Origin of the sequence: Enterobacter sp. Ap-1006 (assembly GCF_011752835.1) — a bacterium.
Classification (GTDB): Bacteria; Pseudomonadota; Gammaproteobacteria; order Enterobacterales; family Enterobacteriaceae; genus Cedecea.
Genome location: NZ_VWWU01000003.1, coordinates 124206 through 139453 on the forward strand (window position 1 = coordinate 124206; position 15248 = coordinate 139453).

Here is a 15248-nt window from a genome sequence, read left to right on the forward strand (position 1 = left end):
TAAGTTTTTCAATAATAGTCAATCGATATTCTGTCTTTGTGATGCCAATTCATGGTGAAGTCGCATGAAACCTACCAATATTAGTAGCTAGACTCCCATCGAATAAGCACAAGTCTTATTGTATATTGTCAATAATTCTCTTTGAGCAAAATGAGAACTTTCACAATACTCTTCACAGCTATCAAATGCATTACTAGCAGTACAAAGAACTCATTAATTTTAATAAATAGGTTGTGACTCACAAATTAGCGCAAAGGACATTCTTTCTGCAATAGCATTCATTTTTCGATAACGTTCTAAAAAAATCTTATGTCAAAGGAAACCACCAACTGACTGGTAGAAAATTGATATAGATCTATAAGTAAAATTCCTAGATGGTTTCTCTGCAATAAAATCTTGAAGCTTTAAAATAAGAGAATAAAGTACTAATTATGCAGGTGTTATGTGACAAGCATTAAAATTTGGTGCTTTAGATGGGGATAAATATGGAGTTAACAAAAAAGCATGCATATCAAGCGATTGGAGAATTTTTCACTGAAAAACCGTTTGTTTTATTTGGCACAGGAACTTCATGTGCACTTGATTTAAATTTTGGAATGCCAGCGCTAGAGCGCCACCTTCGAACCGAGTTGACCAGTGGTATGACAGATACTCAGGCACAACAATGGCAGCAAGTTATCTCTGCACTCGATGAGGGTAGTCATGATTTTGAATCCGCGATGGACTTTATCAAGGATGAGATCTTGACCACTCGCATAGTCGACCTAACTGCAACCTTTGTTGCGCATCATGACAACATTCACGCCCATCAAATCATTTCAGGGTCACTTGATTGGCCTGCTGGTTCACTGCTTAAAAAACTCGTTGATACTCTGCCGCAGGCCGACAAACAACTGCATGTCGCAACGCCTAATTACGATTTATTAGCTGAATATGCCTTTGTCCGACACAAAATTCCATATATAACGGGTTTTTATGGAGGTTTCCTCCAACGTTATGATTGGAGTGAAGCAAAAAAGTCAGTTCAATCTATTCATAAAATCTCAGGTAAACCGAGACAACAAACAAGAATCGTTGAATGCAGGCATGTTAGGCTTCATAAACCGCATGGCTCGTTAAATACATTTGAATGGGAAGCTCAGCTTATTGAGTGTAATAGCTGGATACTCAACAAACCTGAAGGTGTTGTGCGGGCTATGATCACTCCAGGCACAGCAAAATATCAGCGATTACATAAAGACAGGGCCCAGTTAGCGGAATATGACAAAGCTGTTGGAAACCATACCTGTTTTCTTTTTTTAGGATTTGGCTTTAACGATTCCCAACTTGTAAATAACGCATTTAGAAAAAAACTTGAACAAGATCAGTGTAGAGCGTTGGTGATTACTCGAGATTCAAACCCAAGAGTTGAGGAGTGGTTAGATAGATGTCCAAATATGTGGCTTATCTGCAAACAGGAAAATTCAAATAACAGTAGAATCTACAATTCAAAATTTGAAAATTGGTTGCATATAGATGACAAGGAATTATGGCGCTTTGACACCTTCACTAACGAGTTCTTAGGGGAATAATATGGCTCTTTTTACATTTAATGATGACAGCTACATGCTTGGCAATATTCGTGAAGTAGACACCAGAAAGGTAACTATTCTGGTAAACAGTGACAAGGATCTTCGTAAGGCCAGAGTTGGACAGCTTGTAACTGTTCAATTAAGCGGAGCAACAGAATGTTGGCTCATAGGCATGATTGATAAAGTAATAAAAGCCGTCGTCGTTCAGCCCCTCACCCAAGAAGGACAAGAAGATAATGCAGACGAGATAGATGCTTTTGAAGATAGTGTAATCAACACGGTCAAGATTACGTTAATGGGCGGAACACGATGGGATGCAATTGAGAAAAAGTATAAGTTTTCCCGGTCTCTAGATCACGTCCCAGAAATTGACTCAACCTGCTATGTACTGAAAGATGCCCATCTCGAAGAATTCATGCGTGTGATTTCTGAATGTGGAGATGGAAAACACTCACTAGAACTAGGCTCTTATAAGCTCAATGAGAATGCACGTGCTTATATTGATGGCAATAAATTGTTCCAGCGGCATGCGGCTCTACTTGGAAGCACAGGATCTGGTAAATCATGGACTGTTGCTTCAATTCTGGAAAGGAGTTCTAAACTACCATCTTCAAACCTCGTTGTTTTCGATTTGCACGGCGAGTACAAAGAACTTTCTTATGCCAAACAATTAAGAATACCAGGACCGGATGAGGTTAATGCAGAGGATGACTCACTACTCTTTCTACCCTATTGGTTGCTCAACTCTGAAGAAATCCAGTCATTATTTGTTGATCGAAGTGAATTCAGTGCACATAACCAAGTTGTGGTTGTGCAAGATGCAATTACTGAGTATAAGAAAGCATTTTTAGAGGCTAATGGCCGCAATGATTTATTAAAATCATTCACTCTAGATAGCCCAATCCCTTTTTCAATTGAAGATGTTGTAGAAAAACTAAGATTTCTAAATGAAGATCATCGAGTTCCCCGTGCTGATGGTAAAGGAGATAAGAGCGGCCCATTCAACGGAGAATTTTCGAGACTTTTAGTAAGGATTAAAAGCCGTCTGAGTGATCGCCGTTATGGTTTCCTCTTTAATAGCCCTGAAAAATACAATCAATATGATTCGTTAAGTATGATCGCTGAAAAACTGATGGGGTTCGGTAAGAAAAAGCAAAGCATAAAAGTAATCGACTTCTCAGAAGTACCTGCCGATATATTGCCAGTAATCATTGGGTTGGTTGCCCGTATCATTTATCAAGTTCAATTCTGGACTGATCCGACAAATCGCAGACCAGTTGCATTTGTCTGTGATGAGGCTCACCTATACTTACCAAGAAAAGAAGGCAATCCAGTTGAACGTAGAGCCGTTGAAGCATTTGAAAAAATCGCTAAAGAAGGCCGAAAATATGGCGTTGCATTAATGATTGTAAGCCAAAGGCCTTCAGATGTAAGCACCACCATTCTGAGTCAGTGTAACAACATAATTTCATTGCGTTTAACGAATGCGGATGATCAAGCAACTGTACGAAAATTACTACCAGAAAGTCTGGAGAGCCTACTTGAGGCATTACCCATCATGGATGTCGGAGAAGCTATGGTTGTCGGTGACTCAGTACTTCTACCAAGCAGAATTAAAATTGACCCTCCAACTGAAAAACCGTTAAGTGCAACAATAGATTTCTGGTCTCGTTGGCAGGAGGACGTTACCAATGAAGACTTTGCATCGGCGGTAGAAAATATGCGTCGACAAAATAGAACGAAGTGATAAATCAAAACCGCCCCTCAGTCGAGGGGCGCTGAGACTGTCCTTAATTCTACAAAACAGACTACTACCCTTTGAGGGCTAACTCAGAAACCCACACTATCAACGCTATTATTTTTACAAACGATGCTAAGACACAATTAGTTTTATCCTCCTCCAGTAAATGTGACACATCACACACTACAGCATGCAATGCATCACATTGTTCACTGATTACAGGTTATTCACACCCTGCTTTATTCTCCCATCATCATCTAACGCAAAATTAACCCTATACTTAACATCATTCATTTCATAGAGCAGGTTATAGGTAACACCTTTCTTAAGCGTTAGATTAAAGCAATGATCCGGGTACTGTTTAGCGATATTATCGGCAAAAAACAAAGGTTCTCTATAGATATCGGCAGATGAACTTAAAATGTAATAGGTAATAACATCGCCTCTTTTGGAGTTAACACAGATGTAGTAATTATTTTTTTTAAAAATACTCCCGGCGTGTCTGAAATCAAGCCGGTCGCCAACACAGCCAGAAAGCATCAGCGCCAATAAAATCACAATATATTTCATAATGGAAAACTCCCAAGCACGCGTTTGTATTTCAGGATAAGATTTCTGACGTTTTCTCGACGGTCGTAATCTTTATATCGGATGTTTCGGATATAGTTAGAGAAACCATAGTTCAATAACAGCCAATAATCACTGACTATCCCGGCCTGTTGCTCCATGCCATAGTCGGATAACTTTTTGCCATTAAGATCGTAGTAATAATCAATCGCCCAGGAAAACAGGCCCCTGGTTCTGACCATCATGCCTCGCTGATGCTGCCACACATGCATCATTTCATGTAAAAAAAGATGCTGTGAATCGATAGCAGCAACGGAATAATCATCCCGGTACACATTGGTTTCAAACCATATTTCGCCGTTAGGCGTCATGGCCGTATTACTTTCCTGAATATTGAAAGGAAGATAACTCCCGTGATGAATCCAGACTTGATGGTAACGAATTGATGATGCAAAAGTCTTTTGTGCGAGAGCAATCTCGCCAGTTGTTAGCAGTCTTAAACCGCCTCTTTTCAACATAAAATCATCCTTTATTTATATGTAATTTATCGTCCTGGTTTCTAATATGCCTTAAACATTCACATAGAGAATATTAGCTGCGAATACATTCCTCCTGTAGATATGAAAATATAGGTAAAAGAAAAGAGGCTCTCGCCTCCTTCCCTTTCACTCACTCAAAGCAAAGCGCCCATCAACCCTTCTTCGCAGTCAGCTCAGCAATCCGCACAATAACAGCCACGGCCTTCTCCATCCCTTCCAGGGTCACGAACTCGTGCTTGCCGTGATAGTTATAGCCGCCGGTGAACAGGTTCGGGCACGGCAGGCCTTTGAAGGAGAGCTGGGCGCCGTCGGTGCCGCCGCGGATCGGCTTCATGATCGGCTCGATGTCGCAGTTGCGCATCGCCTGCTGGGCCACTTCGACAATATAAGGATGCTCGGCCACCTTCTCGCGCATGTTGTAATAGCTGTCCTCTATGACCAGCTCGATGTAGCAGTCCGGGTGCAGGCCTTTGCCGACTTTCTTGGCGATTTCCATCATTTTGCGCTTGCGGGCTTCAAACTGCTCGCGGTCGAAATCGCGGATGATGTAGTGCATTTCGGCGCGGTCGACGGAGCCTTTCATGGTGTTCAGGTGGTAGAAGCCTTCGTAGCCTTCGGTGCATTCCGGGCTTTCGTCCGCCGGGACTTCGGCGTGGATGCGCGCCGCCAGCGACAGGGCATTCACCATCACGCCTTTGGCGGTGCCGGGGTGTACGTTGTTGCCGACGATTTTGATGGTCACGGAGGCAGCGTTGAAGTTCTCGCTTTCCAGCTCGCCCACGCCGCCGCCGTCCACGGTGTAGGCCCATTCGGCGTTAAAGGCTTCGACGTCGAAGAAGTGCGCGCCCTTCCCGACTTCCTCGTCCGGGGTAAAGGCCACGCGGATGTCGCCGTGCGGCACGTTTTTACCTTTCAATACCGCCAGCGCGGTCATGATTTCCGCCACGCCCGCCTTGTCGTCCGCGCCCAGCAGGGTTTTGCCGTCGGTGGTGATCAGCGTCTGGCCCATTAACTGGTGCAGCACCGGGAACATCACCGGGGAAAGGATCTCATCGCCAATGCCGAGCGCGATGTCGCCGCCGCGGTAGTTCTCGACGATCTGCGGGTTCACGTTTTTGCCGGTGAAGTCCGGCGCGGTGTCAACGTGGGAGATAAAACCAATGGCCGGGACAGCGTGCCCGACGTTCGACGGCAGCGTGCCCATCACCGTGCCGTGGTCGCTGAGCGTGACGTCCACCAGCCCCAGTTGCTCCAGCTGCTCTTTTAACAGGCGCAGGAGCTTCCATTGCCCTTCGGTGCTCGGCACCTGCCTAACGCCGGGTTTGGATTGTGTATCCAGAGAGACATACTGCAAAAAGCGCTCAAGTAATTTATCCATTTAGCCACCCTCGTTTTTAGTGACATCAATTATCAATAAGCCGCATCGGGCAGATATTGCGTCAGGTCACTTTTAATTGGTTACGGAAAAAAAATAGTTTTCGCAGAACGAGACGTGAAATCATGAAAACATCACTTTAACCGTAGACGATAACGGCCACGGTTTCTGGCCATCGGGATTGGCGATCCCGCCGCTTTGCCGTAGAATGCCAGCCCTTACTCAACGTGCCAAAACCCAAGGTGGTTAATCACAAACCCCGTATCCTTCGCTCCGGATACGTCATTTATGGGACAGCGTAAAAAATTGAAAAAACAGCCTCGTTCGCACTCCATGCTGGTCAACCTGGCGGGAGTCGCCAAGCGCTTTGATGGTAAATCCGTAATTTCTGACTTCTCCCTCACCATTAATCATGGTGAATTCCTGACGCTGCTCGGCCCTTCCGGCTGCGGCAAAACCACCGTTCTGCGCCTTATCGCCGGGTTAGAAACCGTCGATGCCGGGCAAATCACGCTCGATAATCAGGACATCACCCATGTGCCTGCCGAGCACCGCCACGTGAATACCGTTTTCCAGAGCTACGCCCTGTTTCCGCACATGACGGTGTTTGAAAACGTCGCCTTTGGCCTGCGGATGCAGAAAACGCCGGCGGCGGAAATCACCCCGCGCGTGACCGAAGCGCTGAAAATGGTGCAGCTGGAAGAGTTCGCCCAGCGCAAGCCGAACCAGCTTTCCGGCGGCCAGCAGCAGCGTGTGGCCATTGCCCGTGCAGTGGTGAACAAGCCTCGGCTACTGCTGCTCGATGAGTCGCTGTCGGCCCTGGACTACAAGCTGCGCAAGCAGATGCAGAACGAGCTGAAAGCCCTGCAGCGCAAGCTCGGTATTACGTTTGTGTTCGTCACGCACGATCAGGAAGAAGCCCTCACTATGTCCGACCGCATCGTGGTGATGCGCGACGGCAAGATTGAGCAGGACGGCACGCCGCGAGAAATTTATGAAGAGCCAAAGAACCTGTTTGTGGCGAGCTTTATCGGCGAGATCAATATCTTCGACGCGACGGTGCTCGAACGCATCGACGAGCAGCGCGTGCGGGCGAACGTTGAAGGCAGGGAATGCCACATCTTCGTGAACCAGCCGGTGACCGTCGGGCAGAGCCTGAAGGTGCTGCTGCGCCCGGAAGATTTGCGCGTGGAAGAGGTAAACGACGCCCGGGAAGTGGACGGACTGATTGGCTACGTACGCGAGCGCAACTACAAGGGCATGACGCTGGAGTCCACCGTCGAGCTGGAAAACGGCAAGATGGTGATGGTCAGCGAGTTCTTTAATGAAGACGACCCGGACTTCGACCATACGCTGGATCAAAAAATGGCGGTGACCTGGGTAGAGAGCTGGGAGGTTGTGCTGGCAGATGAAGAGCTCGCGTAAATTCCAGAATGTGGTGATTGCTACCGTGGTGGGCTGGCTGCTGCTGTTTGTCTTCCTGCCCAACCTGATGATCATCGTCACCAGCTTCCTGACTCGCGATAACGACAACTTCGTGAGTCTTGTGTTTACGCTGGATAACTACACCCGGCTGGCCGACCCGCTGTACGCCCAGGTGCTGCTGCACTCGCTGAACATGGCGGCGATAGCCACGCTGGCCTGCCTGGTGCTCGGCTACCCTTTCGCCTGGTTTCTGGCGCGGCTGCCGGAGAAGGTGCGCCCGCTGCTGCTGTTCCTGCTGATTGTGCCGTTCTGGACCAACTCGCTGATCCGCATTTACGGGCTGAAGATTTTCCTCAGCACCAGGGGCTACCTCAACGAGTTCCTGCTGTGGCTGGGGCTTATCGATACGCCGATCCGCATCATGTTCACGCCCAGCGCGGTGATTATCGGCCTGGTGTATATCCTGCTGCCGTTTATGGTGATGCCGCTTTACTCCAGCATTGAGAAGCTGGACAAGCCGCTGCTTGAGGCGGCGCGGGATCTCGGCGCCAGCAAGCTGCAAACTTTTGTGCGCATTATTCTGCCGCTGACCATGCCGGGGATTGTCGCTGGCTGCCTGCTGGTGATACTGCCAGCGATGGGACTGTTCTACGTCTCGGATTTGATGGGCGGCGCGAAGAACCTGCTGATCGGCAACGTGATTAAGAGCCAGTTCCTCAACATTCGCGACTGGCCGTTCGGCGCGGCGACGAGCATTACGCTGACGCTGGTGATGGGCCTGATGCTGCTGGTGTACTGGCGCGCGGCGCGCCTGCTTAACAAGAAGGTGGAACTGGAATGATCGGACGCCTGCTTCGCGGCGGCTTTATGTCCGCCATTTACGCTTTTTTGTATATTCCGATCGTCATCCTGATCGTGAACTCGTTCAACAGCTCACGCTTCGGCATTAACTGGCAGGGCTTTACCACCAACTGGTACAGCCTGCTGATGAATAACGACAGCCTGCTGCAGGCCGCAAAGCATTCGCTGACGATGGCGGTGTTTTCTGCCAGCGCCGCCACGCTTATCGGCTCGCTTACCGCCGTGGCGCTGTACCGCTATCGCTTTCGCGGCAAGCCGTTCGTCAGCGGGATGTTGTTTGTGGTGATGATGTCCCCGGACATCGTGATGGCTATCTCGCTGCTGGTGCTGTTTATGCTGCTGGGGGTGTCGCTTGGCTTCTGGTCGCTGCTGTTTTCCCACATCACCTTCTGCCTGCCGTTTGTGGTGGTCACCGTTTACTCGCGCCTGAAAGGGTTCGACGTGAAGATGCTGGAAGCGGCGCGTGACCTGGGCGCCAGCGAGCTGACCATTCTGCGCAAGATTATTCTGCCGCTGGCGATGCCTGCCGTGGCCGCTGGCTGGCTGCTGAGCTTTACCCTGTCGATGGACGATGTGGTGGTGTCTTCGTTCGTTACGGGGCCGAGCTACGAGATCCTGCCGTTAAAAATTTACTCGATGGTCAAGGTCGGCGTTTCGCCGGAAGTGAACGCCCTGGCCACTATTCTGCTGTTACTTTCACTGCTGCTGGTGATCGCCAGCCAGCTGATTCTTCGCGATAAAACTCAACCTCAGGGGACGTTAAAATGAAAAAATGGCCACGCCACCTGCTTGCTGCGGGCGCTCTGGCGCTCAGCTTCGGCGCCGCGCATGCCGACGACAGCAAAACGCTTTATTTCTACAACTGGACCGAGTACGTGCCGCCAGGCCTGCTGGAGCAGTTCACTAAAGAGACCGGCATCAAGGTGATTTATTCGACCTACGAGTCGAACGAAACCATGTACGCCAAGCTCAAGACCTACAAAGACGGCGCGTACGATTTAGTGGTGCCGTCCACCTACTTTGTGGCGAAGATGCGCAAAGAAGGGATGATCCAGAAGATCGACAAGAGCCAGCTCAGCAACTTTAAAAATCTCGACCCGGATATGCTGAACAAGCCGTTCGACCCGAACAACGACTATTCCATCCCGTACATCTGGGGCGCCACGGCAATTGGCGTGAACAGCGACGCTATCGATCCGAAGAGCGTCACCAGCTGGGCCGACCTGTGGAAGCCGGAGTATAAGCAAAGCCTGCTGCTGACCGACGACGCACGCGAAGTGTTCCAGATGGCACTGCGCAAACTTGGCCTGTCCGGCAACACGACCGATCCGAAAGAGATTGAGGCCGCGTACCACGAGCTGCAAAAGCTGATGCCCAACGTGGCGGCGTTTAACTCCGACAACCCGGCCAACCCGTACATGGAAGGTGAAGTGAACCTCGGCATGGTGTGGAACGGCTCGGCCTACGTGGCTCGCCAGGCCGGGACGCCGCTGGAGATCGTCTGGCCGAAGGAAGGCGGGATTTTCTGGATGGATAACCTGTCGATTCCAGCCAACGCGAAGAACGTCGACGGCGCGCTGAAGCTGATCAACTTCCTGCTGCGCCCGGACGTGGCTAAGCAGGTGGCGGAAACCATCGGCTACCCGACGCCAAACCTCGAAGCCCGCAAGCTGCTGCCGAAGAACGTGGCGGAAGATAAGTCGCTGTACCCGGATGCAGAGGTGATTAAGGCTGGCGAGTGGCAGAATGATGTGGGTGACGCGAGCGCGCTGTATGAGTCTTATTATCAGCGTTTGAAGGCGGGGCGGTAAGTTTACCCTCACCCCGGCCCTCTCCCTGGAAGGGAGAGGGAGAAAACAATTGATTTATGCTCGATCCAGTTCCCTCTCCCCTTTGGTGATGCGGGGAAAACAACTGACTTATTCTCGATCCAGTTCCCTCTCCCCTTTGGGGAGAGGGTTAGGGTGAGGGGCTCAGAAGAACTACAACCCCTTCAAAAGCTTATCCACAAACTCCGGCACCACCTGGCTCGCCAGCCCGTAATGCTTCTCTTCAAACTCGCTGCCAACCTGGCTTGGCTCCAGATTCAGCTCCACGGTGTGCGCCCCCTGCAAACGGGCCTCGTGCACAAAGCCTGCCGCCGGGTAAACGTGCCCGGAGGTGCCGATAGCAATAAAGTAATCTGCGGTGGCAATCGCCTGATAAATCTCGTCCATACCAAGCGGCATTTCGCCGAACCAGACAACGTGCGGGCGCAATGCCGAGGAAATCTGGCAACAGTGGCAGCGGTCTTCCGGGGTAATGTCGTCCTGCCAGTCCAGCACCTGGCCGCTGCTGGCGCAGCGAACCTTGAGCAGCTCGCCGTGCATGTGGATGACGTTTTTACTGCCCGCCCGCTCGTGGAGGTTGTCGATATTCTGGGTGACCAGCACAAAATGGTCACCCAGCACCTCTTCCAGCTTCGCCAGCGCCAGGTGTGCGGCGTTGGGCTGGATTTCCGGCTGCTGAAGCTGGCGGCGGCGGTCGTTATAAAAACGCTGCACCAGCGCCGGGTCACGGGCGAAGCCTTCCGGCGTCGCCACGTCTTCAACGCGGTGCTCTTCCCACAGCCCGTCGGCGGCCCGGAAGGTACGAATACCTGATTCAGCGGAGATCCCCGCCCCGGTCAGTACAACAACTCTTGGTCTGTCCATCGCTTCCGGCCCTGTCCTGTCTCTGAAAAAGATGCGCTGACGCAAACGTTGGCGCAGCAGGCGTTTGTTCTTCCGAAACCGGCTCAGCCGGTGCTGACGACGAGAAAGCATGACTTACTCCGTGTAGTGGAGGAATGCCGCGCCACGCATACCGCCTGCGTCACCGTGGCGCGCCTGTTCAATACGCGGCACTGCGGCAACCGGCAGCAGGTACTTCGGCAGGCGTTCCGGCAGTTGGGCGTAGATATCGCTAAAGTTAGACAATCCTCCGCCAATCACCACCAGATGCGGGTCAATTGAGGTCAATAAATTGCCGAGGCAGGCGGCCAGCAGCTCCAGGAAGCGGTCCACGTGCTCGATGGCCTGCTCGTCGCCCTGGCGGTAGCGGGAGATGATCTCTTTCGCGTCCAGCGGCTCCTGGTAGAAGTGCTGCCACAGCCAGGCAAAACCGCGCCCGGAGAGGTAGTTTTCAATGCAGCCGTTTTTACCGCAGCCGCAGCGGGTAAACGGAATGTCGCGCCCGAGGATTTCCAGCGCGTCCACAGGCAGGCGGGTATGACCGAATTCGCCGGTGATGTAGCTGCGGCCGGTGATAGATTTGCCGTTGATGATGATGCCACCGCCGACGCCAGTGCCGAGGATCAGGCCCATCACCACCGGGTAGTTGAGGAACTCGTCGTCCCAGGCTTCGGAAAGCGCGAAGCAGTTGGCGTCGTTGTCGATGCGCACGTCGCGCTCAAGCATGGCGCTCAGGTCTGCGCGAAGCGGTTTGCCGCTGGCAGCCGGAACGTTAGCGGCATACAGCGTGCCGTCGTCGGTTTCCGGCATACCCGGAATGCCAATACCTACCGAGCCGCGGCAGTTAAACTTCTCGTCGGCCTGCGCCACCAGCCCGACCACCGCGTCGAGGAAATTTTCGTAACTGTCATGAGGAGTAGCAACCCGGGCTTCCCAAAGTAAACGCCGCTGCTGGTCGTAAACGCCGAGTGCAATCTTAGTGCCGCCGATATCAAATCCGTAATACATCGCTGCTCCCAATGCCCGTTGTGCCTCAAGCTGCGCCTGGATTCTGCCGGGTCACAGCTCGAATGATGTAGGGCAAATTATAGTTAATTGAATTTATTGTCCGCTTAGTACCCTTGCCGGATCGATATTGCTTGCGCGCCGGGCCGGGTACCAGCTAGCCAGAAGGCTAAGGACCAGCGCCGTCACCAGAACGTAAACCACGTCCAGCCAGTGCAGCTCAGAAGGTAAGAAATCAATGAAATAAATATCACCGGACAGGAAATGGTGCCCGATGAGTTTTTCAATCACGCCGATAATGTTGGTCAGCTGCCACGAAGCCAGCACGCCCACCACCACGCCGCTGACGCTGCCCAGCAGTCCGGCCAGCAGCCCGTACCAGACGAAAATAGCGCGGATCAGGCCGTCTTTGGCCCCTAAGGTTCGCAGCACCGCGATGTCACTGCTCTTGTCTTTCACCGCCATCACCAGCGTGGAAACGATGTTAAAGCAGGCCACGCCTATCACCAGCACCATCGCCAGATACATGATGGCGCGGATCATCTGGATGTCGCGGTACATATAGCCGTAGGTATCAATCCAGCTGCTGATACGCACGTAGGAATTGGTTGCCAGCCCGGCGTCACGCACCAGCTGTCGGGCGTTAAACACGTCATTCACCTTGATGGCTATCCCGGTGACGCTATCGCCCATATCCAGGTAGCCCTGTGCATCCTGCAGCGGCACCATGGCCAGGCTGTGATCCAGCTGGCCACTCAGGGACAGAATACCGGCGATTTGCAGCCGGACGCGCTTGGGCTGCATCAGTTTGGTGCCGCCGTCGTTGTTGGGGATCATGATCGACACCCAGTCGCCCTGCTTCACCTTCAGCGCGTCCGCCACGCCTTTGCCCATGATGATTTGCTGCTGCCCGGCCTTAAAGTTCGCCCAGGCATTGTTCTGAACGTATTGTGGCAGAGCGCTCAGCTGCGTTTCCTGCACCGGATCAACGCCCTTTACTTCAACGGCGCGCAGATTCGCCCCGCTTTCCACCAGCCCGGTAAAGCGAATATACGGCGCGGCGGCCACGATGCCTTTGACGCCTTCCACCTCGGGCAGCGCCCGCTGCCAGTTGCTAAAGGGCTGGTTCACCGGCTCAATGTCACCGTGGGGCACCACGGCAAGAATGCGGTTTTTCAGCTCGCGCTCGAAGCCGTTCATCGCGCTCAGGCCGACGATCAGTACCGCCACGCCCAGCGCGATGCCTAACGTGGAGATCACTGAGATCAGCGACACCATGCCGCTGCGGCGTCGCCCACGGCTGAAACGCAGGCCAATCAATAAAGAAAGCGGGGAAGCCATTACTCCGCTCCCATCAAGGTCAGATCGCTGGTTAAGCGGCCATCGCGCATTTCCAGCTGGCGGGACATGCGTTTCGCCAGCTGCAGATCGTGGGTGACGACCAGGAATGCGGTGCCCTGACGCACGTTCAGTTCGCCCAGCAGCTCGAAAATGCTGTCGGCGTTGCGCGCATCCAGGTTGCCGGTCGGCTCATCCGCCAGCACCAGACGCGGGTTGTTCACCAGCGCACGGGCAATCGCCACGCGCTGACGTTCGCCGCCGGACAGCTCCGACGGGCGGTGGCTACTGCGGTGATCCAGCCCAACGGCGGCCAGCATCTCCAGCGCACGCTTCTGCACTTCTTCCGGCTTTTTCTTACCGATAAGCAGCGGCATCGCCACGTTTTCCAGCGCGGTGAAGTCCGGCAGCAGGTGGTGGAACTGGTAGATAAAGCCCAGCTCGCGGTTACGCAGCTCCGCCTTCGCCGCCGAGGAAAGTTTGCTCATCGCCTGGCCGTTGAACACCACGTCGCCGGAGGTCGGCGTGTCCAGGCCACCCAGCAGGTGCAGCAAGGTACTTTTGCCGGAGCCGGAGCTGCCGACAATCGCCATCAGTTCACCCGCGTTGATGCTGAAGCTGACATCGTGCAGCACATCCGTTTGCACTTTGCCTTCCTGATAGCGTTTGCACAGGTTGTCACACTGCAACAGGACAGAATTACTCATAACGTAAAGCCTCAGCGGGTTGGGTCGCGGCGGCGCGCCACGAAGGGTAAAGCGTGGACAGCAAAGCAATGGCCATCGCCACAATGGCAATCACCACAACCTGTATCGGTTCGATGGCGACCGGCAGGGCCGCGCCATCAAGCAGGATGCCGATGATCGGCATTAAATTATTCAACTGGCTGGCAAGTAGCGCCCCGAGTAAAGCCCCGAGCAGCGCGCCAATCACGCCCGCGCCCGCGCCCTGCACCATAAACACGGTCATGATCTGGCGGCGGGTCAGCCCCTGGGTTTGCAGAATTGCCACCTCGCCCTGCTTTTCCATCACCAGCAGGCCAAGGGAAGTAATGATGTTAAAGGCGGCGACGGCCACGATCAGGCTCAGCAGCAGCCCCATCATGTTTTTCTCCATGCGCACGGCCTGGAACAGCTCGCCTTTGCGCTCGCGCCAGTCTTTCCATTCGGTGCCCTGCGGCAGCGCTTGTTGGCTCAGCACATCGACCTTGAGCGGCTCAGCCAGCCACAAACGCCAGCCGGTGATATTGCCCGCCGGGTAGCGCATCAGGCGTGAGGCGTCCTGCTGGTTGACCAGCATCTGGTAGCCGTCTACTTCGCTGTTGGCGGCGAAGGTACCAATCACGGTGAACAGACGCTGGCTCGGCAAACGCCCCATCGGCGTAAACTGGCTGGCAGACGGCACCATAATGCGGATGGTTTCCCCACGCTTAACGCCCAGTGAACCGGCAAGCTGCTCGCCGAGGATGACGTTGTACTGCCCGGCCACCAAATCGGCCTGCTTAACGTTCACCAGGTACGGGGAAAGCGGATCTTTCTCGTCCGGCTGCACGCCCAGCATTACGCCCACGCCCACGCTGCGGGCGCTTTGCAGCACCACGTCACCGGTAGTCAGCGGCGCAATACGCGTCACGCCCTGAAGTTTCAGGGAATAGGAGGGAAGTTGCTGGGGATTAATAGAGCCGGAAGGTGAGGTGATCAACGCCTGCGGCATCAGGCCGAGGATGTTGTTTTGCAGCTCACGCTCGAAGCCATTCATCACCGAAAGGACCGTGACCAGCGCCATCACCCCGAGGGTGATACCAATCGTCGACAGCCAGGAGACAAAGCGACCGAAGCGGTCCGCTGCTCGCCCACGCATGTAGCGCAGGCCTATAAATAACGCGACAGGTTGATACATGAAATCCGTCTTGTTGCGGGTTGCCTAAGCAAAGATCAGGGAGTATACGACACCTCCCCGGCCAAATGAATTCCGTCGACTAAATTATTCCCGTTACATCTCAAGTGCCTGCACCTTTTCCTAAATTTACCAAATCAGCGCCAAAAACAGACAATTGAGGTCGAGATCGCATCGGTTTGACACCAGGATAGCAGGCCCATGACAACTGGAGCCCGT

14 protein-coding genes are annotated in these 15248 nt (G+C 52.9%); 6 read left to right on the top strand and 8 right to left on the bottom strand.

The window, feature by feature from the left end; translation table 11 throughout:
* Positions 1-485: 485 nt before the first annotated feature.
* Together F3J28_RS08810 and F3J28_RS08815 are read left to right on the top strand one after the other, a co-directional pair.
* On the top strand, positions 486-1571 hold the full coding sequence (locus F3J28_RS08810; protein ID WP_166875077.1) for an SIR2 family protein: 1086 nt from the start codon (positions 486-488) through the stop codon (positions 1569-1571).
* 1 nt (position 1572) lies between these two features.
* Positions 1573-3318, top strand: a complete 1746-nt coding sequence (locus tag F3J28_RS08815) for an ATP-binding protein (RefSeq protein ID WP_166875080.1) — start codon at positions 1573-1575, stop codon at positions 3316-3318.
* Positions 3319-3528: 210 nt separating this feature from the next.
* Here the strand turns inward: F3J28_RS08815 and F3J28_RS08820 are convergent, their stop codons facing one another.
* From F3J28_RS08820 to pepT, 3 genes are all read right to left on the bottom strand, one after another.
* Entirely contained in the window at positions 3529-3882 is a 354-nt protein-coding gene (locus F3J28_RS08820; RefSeq protein WP_166875083.1) for a putative T6SS immunity periplasmic lipoprotein, read from the bottom strand.
* Entirely contained in the window at positions 3879-4397 is a 519-nt protein-coding gene (locus F3J28_RS08825) for a type IV secretion protein Rhs (RefSeq protein ID WP_166875085.1), read from the bottom strand. Before F3J28_RS08825 ends, F3J28_RS08820 begins: the two co-directional genes overlap by 4 nt.
* A 172-nt stretch (positions 4398-4569) precedes the next feature.
* Positions 4570-5796 carry a peptidase T gene (gene pepT, locus F3J28_RS08830; protein ID WP_166875089.1) on the bottom strand — a complete coding sequence of 409 codons (1227 nt, stop codon included), beginning with the start codon at positions 5794-5796 and terminating at the stop codon, positions 4570-4572.
* Positions 5797-6081: 285 nt separating this feature from the next.
* Here pepT and potA point away from each other — a divergent pair, with 285 nt between their 5' ends.
* The 4 genes from potA to potD are packed head-to-tail and all read left to right on the top strand — an operon-like array spanning position 6082 to position 9890.
* Positions 6082-7218 (top strand): spermidine/putrescine ABC transporter ATP-binding protein PotA, encoded by a 1137-nt coding sequence (gene potA / locus F3J28_RS08835; RefSeq protein WP_166875091.1) that lies wholly within the window; start codon positions 6082-6084, stop codon positions 7216-7218.
* Positions 7202-8059, top strand: a complete 858-nt coding sequence (potB, locus tag F3J28_RS08840) for a spermidine/putrescine ABC transporter permease PotB (RefSeq protein ID WP_166875094.1) — start codon at positions 7202-7204, stop codon at positions 8057-8059. Before potA ends, potB begins: the two co-directional genes overlap by 17 nt.
* On the top strand, positions 8056-8847 hold the full coding sequence (gene potC / locus F3J28_RS08845; protein WP_008453392.1) for a spermidine/putrescine ABC transporter permease PotC: 792 nt from the start codon (positions 8056-8058) through the stop codon (positions 8845-8847). Before potB ends, potC begins: the two co-directional genes overlap by 4 nt.
* Positions 8844-9890, top strand: a complete 1047-nt coding sequence (gene potD / locus F3J28_RS08850; protein WP_039301991.1) for a spermidine/putrescine ABC transporter substrate-binding protein PotD — start codon at positions 8844-8846, stop codon at positions 9888-9890. Before potC ends, potD begins: the two co-directional genes overlap by 4 nt.
* A 171-nt stretch (positions 9891-10061) precedes the next feature.
* Here the strand turns inward: potD and cobB are convergent, their stop codons facing one another.
* From cobB to lolC, 5 genes are all read right to left on the bottom strand, one after another.
* Positions 10062-10883, bottom strand: a complete 822-nt coding sequence (gene cobB, locus F3J28_RS08855) for a Sir2 family NAD+-dependent deacetylase (protein ID WP_166875097.1) — start codon at positions 10881-10883, stop codon at positions 10062-10064.
* 3 nt (positions 10884-10886) lie between these two features.
* Positions 10887-11798 carry an N-acetylglucosamine kinase gene (nagK, locus tag F3J28_RS08860; RefSeq protein WP_039292009.1) on the bottom strand — a complete coding sequence of 304 codons (912 nt, stop codon included), beginning with the start codon at positions 11796-11798 and terminating at the stop codon, positions 10887-10889.
* Positions 11799-11891: 93 nt separating this feature from the next.
* Positions 11892-13136, bottom strand: coding sequence for a lipoprotein-releasing ABC transporter permease subunit LolE (gene lolE, locus F3J28_RS08865; protein WP_008453401.1), 1245 nt, complete (start codon positions 13134-13136; stop codon positions 11892-11894).
* Positions 13136-13840 carry a lipoprotein-releasing ABC transporter ATP-binding protein LolD gene (gene lolD / locus F3J28_RS08870; protein WP_008453403.1) on the bottom strand — a complete coding sequence of 235 codons (705 nt, stop codon included), beginning with the start codon at positions 13838-13840 and terminating at the stop codon, positions 13136-13138. Before lolD ends, lolE begins: the two co-directional genes overlap by 1 nt.
* Positions 13833-15032: a lipoprotein-releasing ABC transporter permease subunit LolC gene (lolC, locus tag F3J28_RS08875; protein WP_166875100.1), complete on the bottom strand. Its 1200-nt coding sequence runs from the start codon at positions 15030-15032 to the stop codon at positions 13833-13835. Before lolC ends, lolD begins: the two co-directional genes overlap by 8 nt.
* Positions 15033-15248 lie beyond the last annotated feature (216 nt).

Bases quoted from the DNA above. Each gene is read 5' to 3' on its own strand.
- F3J28_RS08810 (WP_166875077.1), top strand. From the start codon at position 486: ATGGAGTTAACAAAAAAGCATGCATATCAAGCGATTGGAGAATTTTTC.
- F3J28_RS08815 (WP_166875080.1), top strand. From the start codon at position 1,573: ATGGCTCTTTTTACATTTAATGATGACAGCTACATGCTTGGCAATATT.
- F3J28_RS08820 (WP_166875083.1), bottom strand. From the start codon at position 3,882: ATGAAATATATTGTGATTTTATTGGCGCTGATGCTTTCTGGCTGTGTT.
- F3J28_RS08825 (WP_166875085.1), bottom strand. From the start codon at position 4,397: ATGTTGAAAAGAGGCGGTTTAAGACTGCTAACAACTGGCGAGATTGCT.
- pepT (WP_166875089.1), bottom strand. From the start codon at position 5,796: ATGGATAAATTACTTGAGCGCTTTTTGCAGTATGTCTCTCTGGATACA.
- potA (WP_166875091.1), top strand. From the start codon at position 6,082: ATGGGACAGCGTAAAAAATTGAAAAAACAGCCTCGTTCGCACTCCATG.
- potB (WP_166875094.1), top strand. From the start codon at position 7,202: ATGAAGAGCTCGCGTAAATTCCAGAATGTGGTGATTGCTACCGTGGTG.
- potC (WP_008453392.1), top strand. From the start codon at position 8,056: ATGATCGGACGCCTGCTTCGCGGCGGCTTTATGTCCGCCATTTACGCT.
- potD (WP_039301991.1), top strand. From the start codon at position 8,844: ATGAAAAAATGGCCACGCCACCTGCTTGCTGCGGGCGCTCTGGCGCTC.
- cobB (WP_166875097.1), bottom strand. From the start codon at position 10,883: ATGCTTTCTCGTCGTCAGCACCGGCTGAGCCGGTTTCGGAAGAACAAA.
- nagK (WP_039292009.1), bottom strand. From the start codon at position 11,798: ATGTATTACGGATTTGATATCGGCGGCACTAAGATTGCACTCGGCGTT.
- lolE (WP_008453401.1), bottom strand. From the start codon at position 13,136: ATGGCTTCCCCGCTTTCTTTATTGATTGGCCTGCGTTTCAGCCGTGGG.
- lolD (WP_008453403.1), bottom strand. From the start codon at position 13,840: ATGAGTAATTCTGTCCTGTTGCAGTGTGACAACCTGTGCAAACGCTAT.
- lolC (WP_166875100.1), bottom strand. From the start codon at position 15,032: ATGTATCAACCTGTCGCGTTATTTATAGGCCTGCGCTACATGCGTGGG.